The sequence below is a fragment of the Marivirga sp. genome (genome assembly GCF_051117495.1).
Classification (GTDB): Bacteria; Bacteroidota; Bacteroidia; order Cytophagales; family Cyclobacteriaceae; genus Marivirga.
Genome location: NZ_JBNPEF010000015.1, coordinates 12285 through 31037, shown reverse-complemented (window position 1 = coordinate 31037; position 18753 = coordinate 12285). Strand labels below are relative to the sequence as shown.

The window sequence follows — 18753 nt, the reverse complement described above, 5'->3', positions numbered from 1 at the left end:
AAATTCTCTTTTTTTCTTAAATTAATTTTTATCAATAAATGCTTAAAACTCGCATATCAAAAAAGTGAATTTAATAACAATTATTTATGATTCTTTCTTTTTCAGCTTAATATTGCCAAAAAAAGTTATCGCCTTACCAAAAAGTTCAAAATATAGAGTAATATAAAGTATGAAAGACATAAACCATATCACAATAATATTAAAATAAAATGTATCAATATAGACTCCGGCAAAATACTTTTCAGGAGCAAAGAAATGAGTTCTGTAATTAAGAAGATTATCAGGTTCCTTGGGCTTATTAAACACAGGGTCAATTTGTTGAATTAATTCACCCTTAAACTCAATAACCCTATCTTCAACTGTTAAATTCCTCACCAAATCAGCTAGACTTTCATTGTAATACTTATCCTTAGCTTCATTTAAATCAAACTGATAAGAAGAATCATTTTCCATTAGATATTGTAAAGTTTCTTTTTTCTTTACCGCCAAATTAAACTTCTTAATATAATGATCCCTCAATTGATCTGTGTAACTACTGATTTTATCAATTTTTTCTTGGTCAATAGCCTCTGGATCAAGTATTTTCCCTAATTCTTCCCCTTCTAGGTTTCCCTTAAAAGGTTCTTTCTCAAGGGCATTAAAAATAACTCTAGTTGCATACTCTATTTCATTTTTTGCCTCTTCTTCCTCTGAACCTAAATTATTTTCAATCACTCTTAACTTTTCCCTGATTTTTTTAGTCAAAAAGGAAGATTTAAAATCAGCAGTTTTTTCATCAGATTCTATATCAAAAAAGAATTCTTGATAACTGTTGTTTTTAAACATATCGACAGCCAATGCTTCATAAGCCCAACGTGAAGTCATTAAATCAGCCACTATAGGGACTTTGCCTTTTGTACTTATGAAATCATTTAATTTGTCAAAACTAAATAACAAGCCACTTAAAATCATTTGTGGGATTAATAAAAGTGGGATTAAAATATAAACTGTTACAGCAGATTTAAATGCGGAACTCACATTTAATCCTAATACATTTGCAAAACATGAGGTAGTAAATAAAATAGCCCACATGCTAAAAGTAGCATCTCTTATTTCCAGCACCAAGACTCCAATAATCACATAGGTGAGCGTTTGTATTGCTGAAAGTGTAAATAATATAGTGATCTTGGACAGTAAATAACTATTCCAACTTAAATTAAGGAAAGACTCCCGTTTCAATATTTTCCTATCCCTAATTATTTCCTCCGCACTTACCGTAAGCCCCATAAATAAGGCCACAATTATACTCATTAAAAGGAAGGCAGGAAGATTATCATTAAATCTAAAGATATATTCTTCTCCTGAGGGTGCACTTCTATATTTAATGATAAAAGCAAGTAATAAAGCCAAAAATGGCGCTTCCAATAAATTAATAAGTAAATATTGTTTATTACTTAACTTAGATAAGGTGTCCCTTATGGTAAATATTATTGTTTGTTTAAGTTTATTGGGTATTGCAAGAGTAGATGGAGGTGCTTCTTCCTCATCTTTTACCGGTTTGTGATCAAAACTCTCAAGATAAAAGTCTCTCCACTGGCTAGGGTTAATTTTTCTTTTGTTAGTCAATTGACCATACTCATCAACCACCTTGGCCTCCACAATATTAAATATTTGCTCAGGGTTTACATTACCACAAGTTGGGCAAACTCCTCTATCCGCATCTACTTGATTCGTGGTTTTCTTAAAGTAAGTAACTGCTTCAACAGGATGCCCATAAAATATTTGATAACCGCCAGTATCCATTATAATCATTTTATCAAACATTTTGTAAATGTCTGATGATGGCTGGTGGATCACTACAAAAATCAGTTTTCCTTTAAGGGTCAGTTCTTTTAATAAATCGATTACATTTTCTGAATCTCTTGAAGACAAGCCTGAAGTAGGCTCATCCACAAACATTACCGCTGGCTCCCGAATCAATTCCAAGGCTATATTTAATCTCTTTCGCTGCCCACCTGATATTGTTTTATCTAAAACACCCCCTACTCTTAAATCTTTTCTTGCTTCAAGCCCTAGATTTTCTAAGGTATCCATAACTCTTTTATGGATTTCTTCTTCGGACATTTTTGCAAAGCAGAGCTTAGCATTGTAATATAAGTTTTGATATACTGTGAGTTCCTCGATCAACAAATCATCTTGGGAGACATAACCAATTATGCCCTGTAGTTCCTCTTGGTCTTCATTTAAATCAAGGCCATTAATTCTAATTTGTCCTGACGTGGGTGCTTGAATTCCGGCCAGAACATTCAACAATGTGGTCTTGCCGGCACCCGATGCACCCATGATCCCCACCAATTCACCAGGTCCCTCAAAAACATTCACATTTCTGAGCCCTAGTTCACCATTGGGGAATTGCAACACTATATCCTCTGCATTAAAAGACAGATTGACTTGTTCACCATCAGACAAAAATTTCCTAATTAATTCGGAATAATATAATGCCGCACCTTTTGGGGTTTTAATAGTACTTCCATGAGAAAACAGATAAACCCCATCTGTTTTCATTATAAACCCGTTCAGATTAATTTCCTCAGAACCCGTATATTTAACGAAATACATGTCCACACTTCTCACATTTAAGAAAAGTATTTCACCATCTATATCAGCATGGACATGTAAATTGTCCTCAACGGGAGTATCGTTATTGACTGATAATATATCTTCAAACTCCTCCAATTCTGAGGAATTTGTTTTAATAACAAAGCTTTCAATTAATTTGAATTCGTCCTTAACGATATTAAAGACATTGGAAACCGTATCAATGATTTCCATTCTTTGTGGGGTAAAGTTTTTATCGGCAGAGACCATTTCCAAAAGCTTGATTAAAACGACCACTTTTTGCTTTTGGGTAAGGGTTTTATTAATCTTTTTACATATTGCTAATGTTCTAACCGAGTCTCTTACTGAAGTAAGCTTTTTCTTTTTTGTTTTTCCGTCTTCCTCCTCTTTTTCCGGCTCTTCTCCCCAACCCACTAATTTGTCATAAAGCTCCAAATACTCTTTAATAGAGTCTTGGTCAAGCTCTTGTTGGAAGAAACCAATAACGAAATTTCTTTCCTTTTCAGTGGCTCCTCCATCCTGCTTGGTGATAATTCCAAATAATTGAGTTAAGGCTTTGAGTATCTCTTCACTCATATAAAAAGACGGTTATAGCTTAAAATAAAATAATAGGCCATTTTATCATGGCCCATAATACAAATTATAACTTTCCAGCAATAATTAATATGTTTTGAATTCGAATGGGATTTCAACAAGTTCCGAAAATTCTTCCCCTGCCTCTTCCATATCTTCATCATCTTCATGGAAATACCAGTCGATGGTTACTCCATCAATGTCTTCTAAAGCAGACAAGACATCTAAGATCAATTTTGAAGAGGCTGTATTGAAATATTCTAATTTAAAGGTAAATAGTGTTTCTGGATTTGGATCTTCACCATAAGCTGCTATCCAGTCTAAAATCGGCTGATAAAATTCCGCTGAATCCTCTGGTAATGATCTTCCAGATATTTCAAAAATACCATTTCCTTTATCCAATAATATTTTAGGGGTATCCTCTGTTCCTTCAAGGTTAATGATTTCCATATTTAATTTTATGTTTTAAATTTAAAAGTTAAACTAAAATTTAGATTTTAAAATCTCAAAATCGTAGTGGTAAGTGAAAAGAAATGAAATCCTTCGCCCATGTCCTCAAAGTCATATTCTAATTTCTGACCAGACTTACGAGCCATATCAACAAATCCTAAACCTGCTCCACCTTTGTTTGATAAACTATTAGATTTTATAATATCTTTATACATAGCTTTCAAACCATCCTTATCTAGTTTATTAATTTCATCGATTCTCTTTTTCAGCGATTCTGCCGCTTCTGTATCCACTGGATTTCCACTCGTTACTACATAACGGTCATCTTCCTTTCCTATAATAAATATAGCTGCGTTACGCTTTGCTGAAAGCGGATTAAAATCATCAGAATGTTTTACGATATTTTGTAAACACTCTACCATAACATTAAACACTTTTCGTTTTATGCTTGACTCCTCACCCATAGAATCCATGTTGCGTTCTGCCATTGCCAAGACTGATTTTGTAATCTCTTGGGTAAATTCCCCTTCGTAAACCAGTATAAGGTTTCTTGACAGCATGGTTTTATGTAGGTCGTATATATACTTCATGTTGTTAATAGGTTAAAAAGCCGTATTCAAATTATAGCCCAATTCATTTCAAGCCTTAAATTAAATAATTTTATTTATAATTAAACTTTTCCCAGTTAAAATCTAATACCAATAAGTAAGACATCATCCGTTTGTTTGTAGTCTGCCTTCCAGTTTTCCCATGCTTCATCAAATATAACATGCATTTCGTCCATGGATTTGCTATGGTTATCGACTATTGTCTGCCTCAAGCGCTTCGGCCCAAATTTTCTGTTTTGTGGGCCTCCAAATTGGTCCGGATAGCCATCTGAGCAGAAAAATACTGCATCACCGGATTTATATTTAATTTTATGGTTATCAAAATTGGTCTGATTTCTGTAAATACCTCCTCCAATTGGGAATTTATTACCTTTTATCTCGTCCAATTCTCCATTTGCATGTAAATAATATAATGGTCGGTGCGCACCCGAATATTCAATTTGATTCTTCTTCTTGTCTATCTTACAGAATGCGATATCCATACCGTCTTTTGTGGTAGAATCGTCTCTATCTTGTCTTAAAGTAGAGGTTACTCCTGCATCTAGTTTATCTAAAATTACTCCTGGGTCACTTATTTTTTGTGATCTAACTATATCATTTAATAGGAAATATCCAATTAATGAAATCAATGCACCCGGCACACCGTGTCCGGTACAATCAACCGCTGCGATATAAATAACATCATCAACTTCAATATACCAAGGGAAATCACCACTCACCACATCTTTTGCTTTGTAAAGAATGAAAGAATCAGGTAATTGCTGTCTAATCACTTGATTATTTGGTAGAATAGCTCCTTGGATCCTTTTAGCATAATTAATGGATTCCGTGATTTTCTTGTTCTTACTGGCAATTTCTAATTCGATGGCTTTTCTATCGGTAATATCATGGGAAACCACCAAAATTGACTCTAAAATCTTCTCTTCATCATATTCAGGTATGGCATTAACTTGCATTACCCTATCTCCCATCTCAGAAGGGAAATCTACTTCTTCGGTAACTTTTTCATTTTGCTCTCTAACCTTTTCTAATAATTGAGCCCAAGCTTCCACGATCTTAGGTTCAATATCTGCCTCATGTAAGCCTTTTTGAATTACTTCATCAGGTCTTTTTCCTGTATATCGCTCAATCATTGGGTTGACATAGAAGAACTTGCCCTCATTGTCAATACGCGTAATCAAATCGATAGAGTTTTCAGACAAGGCTTGCATTTTACTTCTCATTCGCTCTTCTTGCTCAGCACGCCTTCTTTCTGTGATATCCCTTGTATTGAAGATAATCCCTTGTATGGCGGGATCTTCCAATTGGTTGGTACCGGTTACTTCTACCCATACATATTCATTATCACTGTTCAGGTACTGATGCTGCATGGTGATAGACTCATCAGGATTGTCCACCAAATGAAGGAATTGTTGGTGTACTTCATCCTTAGAGTCTGGATGTACCTTATCCAATTCTGTGGTATCTATTATATCTTCTTGTCTGTATCCCAAAATTTTCTCTACTGAAGGGGAAATATAACGTACCGTACCATCTTTTTCATAGATTGTAATAACCTCGGAAGCATTTTCAAGCAATAATTGCATACGTTTTTGCGTACGGTTTACTTCCTCTATCTGGTCTTCCAATCGTTGGTTTGTGCGCTTCAACTCTTCTTGAGTTGCTTCCATTTCTTCAGCATTTTGTCTCAACACTTCTTGTTGTTCTTGAAGCTCTTGACTCATGGTTTGTGATTCGGCTAACAGCTTTCTTGTTCTTTCATTAACTTTAATGTTAAAGACAGTACGCGCAATAATCAAGCTGATCTCTTCTACAAATTTAATCTGACTAGAGTCGAATTTATGGAAACCCGCAAACTCCAAAACGCCAAATACCTTTTCATCTGTAATCAAAGGAACAATTAAAATACAACTAGGTCGCTGATCTCCCAACAGTCCTGAAGTCACACTTAAATAATCATGAGGGATTTCAGTTCTTAACAATGTATCTTGTTCAATAGCAGATTGCCCTACCAAGCCTTCCGCAAATTTGAACCTTGCTTTTAAATATTTCTTTTTATTATAAGCGTAACTTGATTTCATTTCCAAAAACAAGTTGTCGGTATCATCATCGTTCAATACATAAAATGCACCTTGAATGGCATCAATTTTTTTGGTGACATACATCAAAATCTCATCACCTAATTGCTCAAGGCTATCGTTACTTCTAAGAATTTCACCAATTTCTGCAACACCGGTAACAATCCAATTTCTTTCCTTGTCTCTTTTTTCAGCTTCCTGGATTGAATTCCTCATATTAATTAAGGAATTGCCTAATGTATCTTCTTCCGAAATGGGTTTAAAATCAGCCTTAAAATCACCTTCCCCAATTTGCTTGGCAAAATTGGCGGTATTCTTTAAGGAAGAAACATAACCATCCAAAATAGTGGCCATTTCACCAATTTCATCATCTGATTTTTTGGGTACATTATTAGGCAAAATTCCTTTTCCCAATAATTTTAATGTTTCTTTTAATGAAATGATCGGATTAAGTAAAACCCTTGAGAAAATAACGGAAATAATCAATGAAATTAATAATATGATTAAGCCAGTGTAAATGAATTTGTTGATTAATCCATTCAATTGTTCATTAATTTCAGACTCATTTACATTAGAGGCTAATCCCCAGCCAACGGAAGGAATGTTATTCCACGCTGACAAAATTTCTTCCCCATTATAATTTATATCTTTAGCATATCCTTTTTCGCCTAAGGCCGCCTTTTGAACCCCAACTGAATTTTGATCTTTAATAGTTACAGATGAAGGGGCTAAACTATCAGCCATTTGTTTTAAGGCAGAAAGATATAGTGCTTGATTTCCATCTTGGACTGTTAAAATACTTTCATAAGATTTAAAGCCTGTGGAATTTGAGGAAATAATCTCATAAATGGGATCCATGCTTTTAGCTAATACCAACAAACCGGCAGGACTATTATAGTCATCAATTAAGGGCATGCCATAAAGTACAAATTCATTTTCCCCATATATTTCTGGCTTATTAAATGTTGCGGAAGTCATGCATAAATCATAAAAATCTTCATCCAGATTTTTAAAATTTTCCCCAACTGAAAGTGAACTAATGGAATTATTGGAGTTAAAAATAATATCACCATTTAGATCTGTAAGTAAAACTGCATCAATAGGATAGTTTTCCACAAAGGATCTTAAATCTGATTCGATATCGTATAAAATTGCAGATTTTAAGCTATCTGCGTTTAAAGTAGTATCTTCTTCTTGGTATTTTCTAATTCCAGATTGTATAGACAAAAGTCCGGAAATATGATTTGCATTATTTTGAATGTCCTGAAAAATATCATTTAACTTTTCAGTTTTTTGGGAGTTGTATGACATCAACTTATCAAAATTCAATTTTTCAATTGAATCTCGGTTCATATTATAAGTAATAAAACTAACCGCTATCACACTCACCAAAACTACAAATAGTAGAATTGCAGTTATTTTAGTCCCGATTTTTATGTTTTTAAACATATTGAATTCTTTGATACTAAAAAATGAATTAATTCTTCTCTTTTTCCTTTTTTGGCCCTTTATCAAGGTCATTTGATATTAATGCCAATGATTTTTCAACCAAGGTCTCATGAGATTTTGTAAAGGCTTTAAAAGATGCAATTTCCGCAACTCCTAATAGCTTTTTATCCTTCATGATAGGACATAAAATTAAATGAGCAGGATTTGATTCTCCCAAACCAGACAATATTTTGATATAACCTTCCGGTACATCAGAAATATTAATCAATTTTTGCTCCTTGGCAACTTGGCCAGCCAAACCTTCACCAAATTCATAGGAAACTGTTTGGCTTTCCGGTAAAACAAAAGCATAAGCGGCAAATAGTTTAATAATATTCTTTTTACCTTCTTTATCTGCTATATAAATAGCGGCTTGACTTGCCTCCAATTGATCTGCTAAAAATGATAGCAATTTCTCAGCTTTTGCTTTATTATCTGCTTCCTTTTTTAGGTTGGCATTTATTTCTTTTAAATTTTCATCTATATTTTCATCACCTGCATCCTTTGAGTCCACATCTTTAGATTCCTTTTTTTCTTTGAATTTCTCAATGTAAACCACATTGCTTTCATCCTTATTACTTTTATTGAATAAATGCAATAAAATGGAAAAGAAGCCTAATAATATTGAAATCCCGCTAAATATATAAAGCTCTTCCAAAACGGGCTTCAATTCGGATACTTCCATCAAGCTGATTAGATGAGTTTGATTAGCAATTCTCTCAGGAAAAATAAATAGATAATATGCTAATCCTATGATACTCATAGTAAAAAGCAATGAAGTGATAAGTGCTAAGTTTTTGTATAATGCTTTCATAAATGAATACTTCCGAGATAAAAAATATATCTAGTCTTAAAATATATAACCATAAGAAATAAATAAAAATAATTCAACTCAATGTTTTAACCACTTTTAATTCAAAAAAAATCAATTGCTCTCAAGAGCAAACATCACCAAATATATATAATTGTATTGCTTTTAGGGCAATAATTCAGAAATCATTTATACAATTTATCCAATTCTTTTAGGAATTGGATAATCTCTTGAACTTTTAAGGTATAATCAATTTCTGTGATATTTTTTGCCGCAGTGGGCATAGTGTCAATCATACATTCTTCCGGATCTTGTATAATCGTTAGACCTTTTCTATCCTTAATTCTTTTCATCCCCAATGCTCCATCCTTATTAGCCCCAGATAACAATATCCCTATCAATTTATCCCTGTAATTATAGGCGGCCGTTTCCAATGTGATATCAATTGAAGGCCTTGAATTATTGAACATTTCCTCAGTTGATAATGCAATGGAGTTGCCTAGTTCTATGGATAAATGATAATTTGCGGGAGCTAAATATACCTTGCCCCTTTTAATGTTTTCTTTATCATAAGGCTCAACTACAGGCTTAATACTCTTTATAGACAGCGCCTCCACGAACCCATTACGCACATGCTTTAATCTATGCAGGCATAGGATAATAGGTAAGCTGAAATCGGCTGGAATAGAAGATAGAATCTGGGTTATCCCCTGAAAACTACCTGCCGATCCTCCAATTACTATCGCTTTATATTTATTATCAAGATTAAATCGAGCCATTGAGTACTAATTTGTACAGACCTCAGTCTTTAATTTTCTTATAAATTTTTTCTTCGTTATTGACTACTATGAACTTGTTGGCAATTTCACACCATATCAAGGATTCTTTGGAGCCAATTACCAAATAGCCATATTTAAATAGACTTTCGTGATGTTTTTTCAATACCTCATTTTGAAGGTTTTGATTAAAATATATCATCACGTTTCTGCACAAGATCAAATCAAATTTATTGAATACCACACCTTGAACTAGGTCATGTTCACGGAAAGACACATTTTGAATCAAAGATTTATCCATAACGGCTTTACCGTTTTCTTCTTTAAAATAATCTTTGAAATTATTCTTACCCTCAAACCTTATATAATTCTTTTCATTTAATTCCATGTTTTTCATGGAATAATGGCCTTTTTTAGCTTTTTCAAGTATTATTTTGTCAATATCCGTGGCAATGATTTTAGCTTTATCTAAAATACCCATCTCTTTAAGTAGAATAGCCATGGAAAATACCTCTTCACCGGAGGAGCAGCCGGCATGCCAAATGCTGATGGTATTATGATTAAGTAAAATATTGGGAATTACATTATCCCTTAGTTCTCTCCAAAATGGAGGGTCCCGGAACATTTCCGTCACATTTACCGTGATTTCTGCTATAAACTCATCAAAAAAAGACCTATCATCCTTCAGCCTTTTGATCAATAAATCAGCGGATCCGAATTTATAGAGCTCCATAATTCGAAGTATCCTTCTTCGAAATGAGGACATGGCATAATTGGTAAAATCATATTTATATTGCTCCTTTACCAATTCTGTGATGCGCCTCAAATCCGATATTTCTATATCCTGTCTATTCATGTGGATTATGCATCAGTTCTACTTAAAAAAAACAATTCTTTTCCAATTAATGAAAATCAATCGAAAAAACATGTTTTATGTATGTTTTATATTAATATTCATGAATAACTCCGTCTCATTAGAGCAGTATTCAATGATGTTTAATTAAATGTTTTTAATATTAAGATTAATAAATTATATCTGCAATAATAAAGAGCTGTTCTTACAAAATGTTACTTAATTTACATTTTTCGACTAACTTTTTTTGATTCTCGGTTTTTTGAGGAATTCATATTAATAACTTTGCCTCATTGGAAACTAAAAAAAACTATGCGAAACATTTTATTGTTGGGAGCAGGCAGATCTGCTACCTCATTAATTAACTACCTAAAAAAACATGCCGAAAAAGAAAATTGGCATTTAAAAATCGGTGACTTTGACATTAATTTGGCAAAAGAGAAGGCAGAAGACCATCCTAATACTTCTGCAATTCAATTTGATATTCTAAATGAAATCCAGACAAAAGATGAAATAGCAAAAGCTGATTTAGTAATATCTATGCTTCCTGCTAGATTTCACCCGAAAGTGGCAACAGTGTGCGTTGACCAAGGAAAGCATATGGTTACTGCCTCTTACAATAGCCCTGATGTAGAAGAGCTATCTGATATTGCTAAAAGCAAAAATATAATCATCTTGATGGAATGTGGTCTAGACCCTGGTATTGACCACATGACCGCTATGGAAGCCATGGATAATATAAGAGAAAAAGGAGGTAATCTTACTTCTTTCAAATCTTATACGGGTGGATTAGTCGCTCCGGAAAGCGATAACAATCCATGGCATTATAAATTCACTTGGAATCCGAGAAATGTGGTTTTGGCAGGTCAGGGTACAGCACAATTTATTAGAAATGGGAGATATAAATATATACCCTATCATAAATTATTCAGTAGATATGAAACGATAGATGTTCCCGGTTTAGGTGATTTTGAAGGTTATCCTAATCGTAATTCATTGGCATACAGAAAAGTTTATGGAATTGAAGATATCCCTACTTTAATTAGAGGGACTTTCAGAAAAGCAGGCTTCTGTGATGCTTGGAATGTGTTTGTTCAATTGGGCGTAACGGATGATACCTACAAAATGGAAGGTTTGGACCAGATGTCGAAAAGAGATTTTTTCAATGCTTTTTTACCTTACAATAAATCAGAATCCATAGAAGATAAACTTTGTAAAAACTTAGGATTTCAGAGAGATTCAGAAATTTTCAAAAAGTTAGAGTGGCTAGGAATTTTTGAAGACAAAAAAGTTCCGATTCAGGAAGGTAGCCCGGCTCAGGTAATGCAAGCCATTATGGAGGAAAAAATGAGTCTGGATCCTGAAGATAAAGATATGATCGTAATGCAACACCAATTTGAATATGATTTAAATGGTAAAAAATATCGGTTGGATTCTTCAATTGTTTCCAAAGGGGATGACCAAATGGAAACAGCTATGTCAAAGACTGTAGGCTGGCCATTAGGTATTGCCATCAAAAATATATTAAATGATAATATTAAATTGAGAGGGGTCCAGATTCCAATTAAAAAGGAAATTTATAGTCCGATTCTTAAAGAATTGAATAGTATGGGCATCCAGTTTAACGAAAATGAAATAGAAATTGATAACTAAAAAATAGTTAAATAATCTTTCATCAATTTAATGTAAGAGGGATGGAAATCATGGTTTTCATCCCTTACATATATTTCAATTTTATCTTTTGCTCTCAGCTTAACTTCCCTTTCGAATACATTGAATAGCCTTATGATTTTACTTTTCGGCTGATGCCTTAATTCAATACTTTTTAGACACTGAAATCCCAATGCATTCATTTCCTTCTCGAACAAAGACATTTCATAAGGAGGGAGCATGATATGGGCTTGTCCTGTTTCTGCTAAATTCAAATCAATGCCCTTTACTAAACTTTCAAAAGATAAAGCATTTGTATGATAAGCCGTGTTTTTCCCATGGTTTATTTCCGATTGTAAATTATTTTGAAAAAAAGGAGGGTTTGAGAATATTAAGTCATACTTATTGGATGAATCAAATTGATTAAAATCAGCTAAAATTGCCTTTAATCTGGAATTCCATGGTGAGATTTTAAAATTCTGGAAAGCTTCGTTATATGCTACAGGATTTATTTCAAGCGCCTCTAATTGAATATTAGGATATCTTTGAGCTATCATTAAAGTTAATACTCCAGTTCCTGTACCTACTTCTAATACTCTTTTTGCATGAGGTGGAATCTGAAGAGAAGAAGCAAAAACCGTAGCGTCAGTAGTGATTTTTGCCGGGCTTTGCTTCTGCTCGACAGAGAATTGTTTGAATTGGAAAGCTTTCAAACTAAATCTAAAAATAAAACCTAAATGAGACGCCTCCACCGAACCACAATCTAGGTTCAGGAGCAAAATCAAAAGTCGGTTTCATATCAACTCCTATTACAAATGGAATTTCCGTTAAAGTATATTCCAGACCTAAGATGCCATCTAGTCCAACCGTAAAACCCCTACCCCTATCATTATAGAAATAACCAGGGCGGGCAATGTTATCATCAAATGCTCCTATGTGTCCACCAGCCCCATAATACCAATTCAAATAAGGTACATCAAAGGCATTGGCATGTTTCTCATAAAGGCCTGTTATTTCAAAACCTCCTCTATAACCAGATAAAAGCCCTTCAAGCGCATCTGTTTTATTGATAAAAAGTTTACCAGTAATGGCAGTTGGAAAACCTCCTCTAACTCCTATAGCTGTTTTGTAATCCTGCCCATATACCGTTGAAGCACTAATTAAAATAAAAACTAAAAATAACTTTACTTTATTCATATACATCCTGTTTGTTTAATTTTTCTTATTAACGAAATAAACCCGAATCTGATGCTTTATTTTCAAATCCTTCATCCACCAAATGGGGACCATTTTCAGCTTTTGCAACAGCCAATCGATCACAACGTTCATTATCTCGATTACCGGCATGGCCTTTCACCCAATGAAAGTGTAAATCATAACCTTTGGAAACCTCCAAATATTGCCTCCATAGATCGACATTTTTTTTGCCCTTAAAACCTTTTTTTACCCAACCAGCTAACCAACCTTTTGTAATTGAGTCAATTACATATTTTGAATCGCTGTAAATATGAATTGGATGTTTATTTGTCTTAAGACTCTTTAAAGCTACGATAATGGCCAATAGCTCCATTCGATTATTGGTGGTATTTCTATAACCTTCTGAAATTTCTTTTACCTTATCCCCAAACCGTAAAACTATCCCATAGCCACCAGGACCAGGATTTCCTAAAGCAGATCCGTCAGTATATATTGTAATCATAATATGAATTCAAAATTTATTAAAAAGGTCTTCATTTATCCGTCATATTCAACTAGTCAGCTTCAAAAGCTCTCGAATAATTTTCTCTTTAAAAAAAGTTTTTAAAAAGCTTAATAGATATTGCCAGGAGTATAATTCCAAATACTTTTCGCAATATACTAAACCCAGCCTGACCAATTTTTCTTTCTAACCAACCGCAGGTTTTTAAGACTATAAAAACCAGAATAAGATTAATTACTATCCCTACAATAATATTTAATGTCTGGTATTCCGCCTTTAACGAAATTAAAGTGGTCATAGTACCAGCCCCTGCTATTAATGGAAATGCAATGGGCATAATAGAGGCACTACCTGCAGAAGCATCTTCATGTTTGAATAAAACAATTCCTAGCACCATTTCCATACCAATCAAGAACATAACAATGGCACCAGCGATGGCAAATGAAGCTACATCTAATCCAAATAGATTAAGGATTGATTTTCCTAAAAAAAGAAAAGCAATCATAATAATGCCAGCCACAATAGTAGCTTTGCCTGACTGTACATGACCTAATTTCTTTCTTAAGTCGATTACAATAGGGACGGAACCCAGAATATCAATCACTGAAAAAAGGATAAGAGAGACCGAAATAATTTCTTTAAAATTGAGCATATCTTTAAAATTTGCGCAAAAGTACGATAAGAAATTCGGCTTTCCATCAGTTATTTAAAAACGTAACAAGAAATTAATCAAGTATTCATAGTCTTGATTTGAAATAGCTGGGAAATTGGCAATTCTTATGGTATTATCTTTCCATTCACCATATCCATTACCTAATACAACCCCTTCTTTTACAGCCTCTTGTTTTATATTTTGAAGAAAATCAACCGATGTTTGTAAACAAAAAACAGTATCCGACCGCAAGTGTGAAGATTTTACTAGAGGCTTTAAATCATCTACCTTTTTTAATTTGTTATAAAAAGTATCTTTTCTTGCTTTGAGGTTATTGTGAATTGCAGTTATATTTTCAACATTTTCCAATAATCGATTCAATAGAAAGATATTACAGATATTGGGTGTATGATGAGTTTGATTCCTTTTAGCATTTTCCAATATAAAATTAAAGGAATTGTAATGAGCATTTTCATTTATTTCCTTGGCTCTGCTGATTGCTTTCGGACTTACGATCATTAATGCCATTCCTGCAGGAAGTCCAAAGCATTTTTGAACAGATGCATACCAAATATCTCCATTTTCCCAATTAAACTCGTAACCTGCCATGGAAGAAGTGGCATCATAAGCGACCAGGCTATCGGGAAATTGATTCCTAATTTCTTTTTGAAAATCTTCAGGGATAGCCGTTCCATTGGAAGTTTCATTGTGCGTTAGGGCTATCAATTCAGGGTGCTTATTTATTTCTTGAAATAAAGGTAATTCATCTAAACCAAAAGCAACTCCTTCAGATTTGGAGTGAATTTTCTGTGCATAACTCCACCATTTCTTACCAAAAGCACCATTAAAAAAATGGAGTGAATCCTTTTTTACAAAAGATTGCGCAATGATTTCCCAACATTCAGTTGCAGAGGAAACCATCACAATCTCATAATCTAGTGGGATATTTAATTTAGATTTTAATAAAGTTTTAGTTTTGGAGAATAGTTCTTCGAAGGAAGCAGACCTATGATTCCTTTCTAGTATTCCTAACTCCATAGCCTCTTGAAAATACCTCGCCACTTGCGGATAAATCTTTGAGGGGCCGGGATAGAAATTATATTTCATCTAAATTATTACACTTTTTAATAGTTCACTTACCAAAACCTGTCAGGTATTCAATTCTACATGAAACTTGACAGAGGATTACTATTTACCGGTAAATTCAGGTTTCCGTTTTTCCACAAATGCCTTCATTCCTTCAGTTTGATCTTCAGAAGCAAAAGTCAGGTAGAAGTTTTTACGTTCAAAATGTAAACCCTCGTCTAAATGAGATTCAAAAGCTCTATTTACTGCTTCCTTAGCTAATTTAGCCGCCACAGGAGACATTTGGGCAATCTGTACAGCTAATTCGGAAGCTGCTTCCAAATACATTTCCGTTGGTACTACTTTATTGACCAATCCGTAATGTAAAGCCTCTTCAGCACTTAAAAAGTTACCTGTTAAAACCAACTCCATTGCTTTGGCCTTCCCAATTGCCCTGGTCAATCTTTGAGTCCCACCAGCACCTGGCATTACACCTATCTTTATCTCAGGCTGGCCGAATTTAGCAGATTCAGAAGCTACTATCATGTCACAAGTCATGGCGAGTTCACAGCCTCCACCCAAAGCAAAACCAGACACTGCCGCTATTAATGGCTTTTTCGTTTTCTTGATTTGATCCCAGGTGCTAAACTGATCTACATTCAACATATCAATGGCCGTTTTTCCAGCCATTTGCTTAATATCCGCTCCAGCTGCAAAGGCTTTTTCATTACCTGTCAAAATAATGACCCTAACATCCTCATCTTCGTCTAAGGCTTTTAGTGTATCCTTTAATTCCGTCATTAACTGCAAATTCAAGGCATTTAATTCCTTAGGTCTATTAAGATTGATGAGCGCTATATGCTTTTTATATTGTGTATTTACTGTTATAAATTCCATAATGTAAATATCAAAAAGCAGAAGAGTATAAAAAAGAAAAACCTTCTTTTTTCAAAGAAGGCTTTTCGTGTTAAACAGGTGTATGAATAAAATTTGTGTTTGTAATAGTATATACTGCAAAGGCTTAAAAAGTAACCCCTATCTGGTAAATTATTTATTATTTTTCTTAAAAATTATGTAAAACATTCAATTACAATGATTTAAGAGAATGAAAATATTAAGAAAATTGAATGAATTATTGAACTATCTCTTGTTCGGCAGTTTCTTTCTTGTCTTCTTTTTGCTTTTTCTTTTTATCCTCAGTCAGATAGTCATTTATTTTAGACCTGATTTCTTGATTGGATAGATTGTGGTAAATGGTTCCATTTCTTGCAACTGACAACTGGCCCGTTTCCTCCGACACTATCAAAACAATAGTATCAGTTGCCTCCGACATTCCAATAGCGGCTTTATGTCGCAAACCAAATTGAGCGGGAACATCTTTTTCGGAAACAGGTAAAACACATCTGGCCGCTTTAATCCTGCCTTTGTAGATAATGACTGCCCCATCATGCAATGGACTTGTTTTATTGAAAATAGAAATCAAAAGGCGTTTGGAAACAATAGCATCTATTAAATCACCTGATTCAGAATAAAATTTTAATTCCGAACCTTTTGATAGCACAATTAATGCACCTGTATTGGTTCCTCCCAAAGACTTTGATGCCTCAATTAATGGAGTTATATTGAATTCGTCAGCCTTTTTTCTTTTTTTCCAGGGAAGATTGGATAAAAAACCATTTTCTGAATTAAAGGAAGTGGTTTTTCCCAAGAGCAACAAGAATTTACGGATTTCTTGTTGAAATAATATAATGGCTGCAATTACCCCAACTCCCATAAACTGACCTAGTATGGCTGAAAGCAATTCCATTTCTGCGGCCCTCACCACTAAATAGATTAAATAAAGTGATAAGAAGCCAACGAATATCCTTACAGCTACACTGCCGCGCATCAAGTTATATACTTGAAACAACAGAAAGCTGACAAGTGCTATATCCAATACATCGACTAAACTTACTTCTAAAAACCCTATGGTAAATCCTAAAATCAATTCTTTAGCTTGTTAAATAATTTAACTGTTTCAACTGCTTCTCTTACATCATGAACTCTCAAAATGTTTGCCCCATTCATTAAAGCCACCATATTAAGAGCTGTCGTCCCGTTCAAAGCATCCTTAGCTTCATTGCCCAATAGTTTATAAATCATTGACTTACGAGACAGCCCAATTAACAATGGGCATTCCAATATATTAAAATAGGATAAATTATTAAGCATTTCATAATTCTGTTCCAAGCTTTTTGCAAAGCCAAAGCCCGGATCTATAATAACATCATTTATTTGCAAAGAACGTAATTTTTCAAGCTTTTCACTCAATTCAAAAACCACATCTTTAATTAAATGCTTGTATTCATTTAAATTTTGCATAGTTGCAGGTGTTCCTCTCATGTGCATTAAAATATAGGGCACTTGGAGTTCACTAACTGTTTCAAACATTTTATCATCCAAATTGCCACCAGAAACATCATTTATGATAGAAGCTCCTGCCTCCACAGCTTCTTTTGCAATTTCAGACCGAAAAGTATCTATTGAAATTACGATATCCGGAAATTTTTGGATTAAACTATCGATAAGCGGAATCACTCTTCTCCTTTCTTCTTCTACAGCAACATCAGATGCATTGGGTTTGGTTGAATACCCTCCAATATCGATAATATTAGCACCATCTTCTAACATTTTATTTACTGATGCCAATGCTTTGTCCATAACCACATTATAACCACCATCATAAAAAGAATCTGGAGTGGTATTAATAATACCCATCAACTTTGGATGAGATAAATCCATCAAGTTCCCCTTAAGGAGTAGTGTTTTTTTATGAGAAAATGCTTTATCTTTCGCTTCCAAATATTAATAAACTAGAATTTTATAAAAAAACGGTAGTTGATGACACAAACCGAAAGCGAATATAAGCAAGTTATTGCGCTGTGTAAAGATGTTTTCGAAAAGAAAACCAAAGATTACGGTACGGCATGGAGAATTTTACGATTACCGTCCATTACAGACCAATTATTTATCAAAGCACAGAGAATAAGATCCATTCAAGAAAAAGGTGCTCAAAAAATTGAAGAAGACATCAAGAATGAATTTATTGGGATTATTAATTACAGTATAATAGCCATAATTCAAGAATCACTTACGGAAGATGCTCCGCTTGAAATACCAGTTGAAGAGTTGATGCCAAAATATGAAGCTGTTGCAGAGGAAACTTTACAGCTTCTTTTAGATAAAAACCATGATTATGGAGAGGCTTGGAGAGATATGAGGATAAGCTCTATTACGGATATAATTTTGATGAAATTATACAGAGTGAAACAAATAGAAGACAATCAGGGTAAAACCCTCATATCCGAACCGGTAAAAGCCAATTACCAGGATATGATTAATTATGCTGTTTTTTGTCTAATCAAATTGGACAAAGCTCATTAATTTAAAATGCCGTAAAATATATAAATAAA

Annotated in this window: 17 protein-coding genes; 2 read left to right on the top strand and 15 right to left on the bottom strand. The window is 33.9% G+C overall.

The window, feature by feature from the left end; translation table 11 throughout:
* Positions 1–84 precede the first annotated feature (84 nt).
* The 7 genes from ACFE0M_RS08600 to ACFE0M_RS08570 form a co-directional block, all read right to left on the bottom strand.
* The gene (locus ACFE0M_RS08600; RefSeq protein WP_434545346.1) at positions 85–3174 is read right to left on the bottom strand and encodes an ATP-binding cassette domain-containing protein; all 3090 of its coding nucleotides are present in this window, start codon (positions 3172–3174) and stop codon (positions 85–87) included.
* 84 nt (positions 3175–3258) lie between these two features.
* Positions 3259–3621: a DUF1987 domain-containing protein gene (locus tag ACFE0M_RS08595; RefSeq protein ID WP_303268415.1), complete on the bottom strand. Its 363-nt coding sequence runs from the start codon at positions 3619–3621 to the stop codon at positions 3259–3261.
* Between the two features lie 47 nt (positions 3622–3668).
* Positions 3669–4211, bottom strand: coding sequence for a SiaB family protein kinase (locus tag ACFE0M_RS08590; protein WP_303268414.1), 543 nt, complete (start codon positions 4209–4211; stop codon positions 3669–3671).
* 95 nt (positions 4212–4306) lie between these two features.
* Positions 4307–7756: a PAS domain S-box protein gene (locus ACFE0M_RS08585; RefSeq protein ID WP_434545345.1), complete on the bottom strand. Its 3450-nt coding sequence runs from the start codon at positions 7754–7756 to the stop codon at positions 4307–4309.
* Between the two features lie 28 nt (positions 7757–7784).
* Positions 7785–8609 (bottom strand): GAF domain-containing protein, encoded by an 825-nt coding sequence (locus tag ACFE0M_RS08580; protein WP_434545344.1) that lies wholly within the window; start codon positions 8607–8609, stop codon positions 7785–7787.
* A 182-nt stretch (positions 8610–8791) separates the two neighbouring features.
* A complete protein-coding gene (locus ACFE0M_RS08575) occupies positions 8792–9385 on the bottom strand; it encodes a chemotaxis protein CheB (protein ID WP_013455843.1) in 594 nt (197 codons plus the stop codon).
* Positions 9386–9407: 22 nt separating this feature from the next.
* A complete protein-coding gene (locus ACFE0M_RS08570; protein WP_434545343.1) occupies positions 9408–10238 on the bottom strand; it encodes a CheR family methyltransferase in 831 nt (276 codons plus the stop codon).
* Positions 10239–10547: 309 nt separating this feature from the next.
* Between ACFE0M_RS08570 and ACFE0M_RS08565 the strand changes: the two genes are divergently transcribed.
* Positions 10548–11888, top strand: coding sequence for a saccharopine dehydrogenase family protein (locus ACFE0M_RS08565; RefSeq protein ID WP_434545342.1), 1341 nt, complete (start codon positions 10548–10550; stop codon positions 11886–11888).
* Here the strand turns inward: ACFE0M_RS08565 and ACFE0M_RS08560 are convergent.
* The 8 genes from ACFE0M_RS08560 to folP form a co-directional block, all read right to left on the bottom strand.
* The gene (locus ACFE0M_RS08560) at positions 11885–12598 is read right to left on the bottom strand and encodes a tRNA1(Val) (adenine(37)-N6)-methyltransferase (protein ID WP_434545341.1); all 714 of its coding nucleotides are present in this window, start codon (positions 12596–12598) and stop codon (positions 11885–11887) included. The genes ACFE0M_RS08565 and ACFE0M_RS08560 overlap by 4 nt on opposite strands.
* A 7-nt stretch (positions 12599–12605) precedes the next feature.
* Positions 12606–13082, bottom strand: coding sequence for a hypothetical protein (locus tag ACFE0M_RS08555; protein ID WP_434545340.1), 477 nt, complete (start codon positions 13080–13082; stop codon positions 12606–12608).
* A 28-nt stretch (positions 13083–13110) separates the two neighbouring features.
* Positions 13111–13584, bottom strand: a complete 474-nt coding sequence (gene rnhA, locus ACFE0M_RS08550) for a ribonuclease HI (protein WP_434545339.1) — start codon at positions 13582–13584, stop codon at positions 13111–13113.
* Between the two features lie 88 nt (positions 13585–13672).
* Positions 13673–14236, bottom strand: coding sequence for a MarC family protein (locus ACFE0M_RS08545; protein ID WP_303268393.1), 564 nt, complete (start codon positions 14234–14236; stop codon positions 13673–13675).
* 54 nt (positions 14237–14290) lie between these two features.
* Positions 14291–15343, bottom strand: a complete 1053-nt coding sequence (locus tag ACFE0M_RS08540; RefSeq protein WP_434545338.1) for an aminotransferase class V-fold PLP-dependent enzyme — start codon at positions 15341–15343, stop codon at positions 14291–14293.
* Between the two features lie 81 nt (positions 15344–15424).
* Positions 15425–16198: an enoyl-CoA hydratase-related protein gene (locus ACFE0M_RS08535; RefSeq protein WP_434545337.1), complete on the bottom strand. Its 774-nt coding sequence runs from the start codon at positions 16196–16198 to the stop codon at positions 15425–15427.
* 235 nt (positions 16199–16433) lie between these two features.
* A complete protein-coding gene (gene cdaA / locus ACFE0M_RS08530; protein WP_434545336.1) occupies positions 16434–17288 on the bottom strand; it encodes a diadenylate cyclase CdaA in 855 nt (284 codons plus the stop codon).
* Positions 17285–18142, bottom strand: a complete 858-nt coding sequence (gene folP / locus ACFE0M_RS08525) for a dihydropteroate synthase (protein WP_434545335.1) — start codon at positions 18140–18142, stop codon at positions 17285–17287. Before folP ends, cdaA begins: the two co-directional genes overlap by 4 nt.
* Positions 18143–18178: 36 nt before the next feature.
* Between folP and ACFE0M_RS08520 the strand changes: the two genes are divergently transcribed.
* Entirely contained in the window at positions 18179–18724 is a 546-nt protein-coding gene (locus ACFE0M_RS08520) for a DUF1599 domain-containing protein (protein ID WP_434545334.1), read from the top strand.
* Positions 18725–18753: the final 29 nt, after the last annotated feature.

Excerpts from the sequence above, each read along its gene's own strand:
- ACFE0M_RS08600 (WP_434545346.1), bottom strand. The coding sequence starts at position 3,174 with ATGAGTGAAGAGATACTCAAAGCCTTAACTCAATTATTTGGAATTATC.
- ACFE0M_RS08595 (WP_303268415.1), bottom strand. The coding sequence starts at position 3,621 with ATGGAAATCATTAACCTTGAAGGAACAGAGGATACCCCTAAAATATTA.
- ACFE0M_RS08590 (WP_303268414.1), bottom strand. The coding sequence starts at position 4,211 with ATGAAGTATATATACGACCTACATAAAACCATGCTGTCAAGAAACCTT.
- ACFE0M_RS08585 (WP_434545345.1), bottom strand. The coding sequence starts at position 7,756 with ATGTTTAAAAACATAAAAATCGGGACTAAAATAACTGCAATTCTACTA.
- ACFE0M_RS08580 (WP_434545344.1), bottom strand. The coding sequence starts at position 8,609 with ATGAAAGCATTATACAAAAACTTAGCACTTATCACTTCATTGCTTTTT.
- ACFE0M_RS08575 (WP_013455843.1), bottom strand. The coding sequence starts at position 9,385 with ATGGCTCGATTTAATCTTGATAATAAATATAAAGCGATAGTAATTGGA.
- ACFE0M_RS08570 (WP_434545343.1), bottom strand. The coding sequence starts at position 10,238 with ATGAATAGACAGGATATAGAAATATCGGATTTGAGGCGCATCACAGAA.
- ACFE0M_RS08565 (WP_434545342.1), top strand. The coding sequence starts at position 10,548 with ATGCGAAACATTTTATTGTTGGGAGCAGGCAGATCTGCTACCTCATTA.
- ACFE0M_RS08555 (WP_434545340.1), bottom strand. The coding sequence starts at position 13,082 with ATGAATAAAGTAAAGTTATTTTTAGTTTTTATTTTAATTAGTGCTTCA.
- rnhA (WP_434545339.1), bottom strand. The coding sequence starts at position 13,584 with ATGATTACAATATATACTGACGGATCTGCTTTAGGAAATCCTGGTCCT.
- ACFE0M_RS08545 (WP_303268393.1), bottom strand. The coding sequence starts at position 14,236 with ATGCTCAATTTTAAAGAAATTATTTCGGTCTCTCTTATCCTTTTTTCA.
- ACFE0M_RS08540 (WP_434545338.1), bottom strand. The coding sequence starts at position 15,343 with ATGAAATATAATTTCTATCCCGGCCCCTCAAAGATTTATCCGCAAGTG.
- ACFE0M_RS08535 (WP_434545337.1), bottom strand. The coding sequence starts at position 16,198 with ATGGAATTTATAACAGTAAATACACAATATAAAAAGCATATAGCGCTC.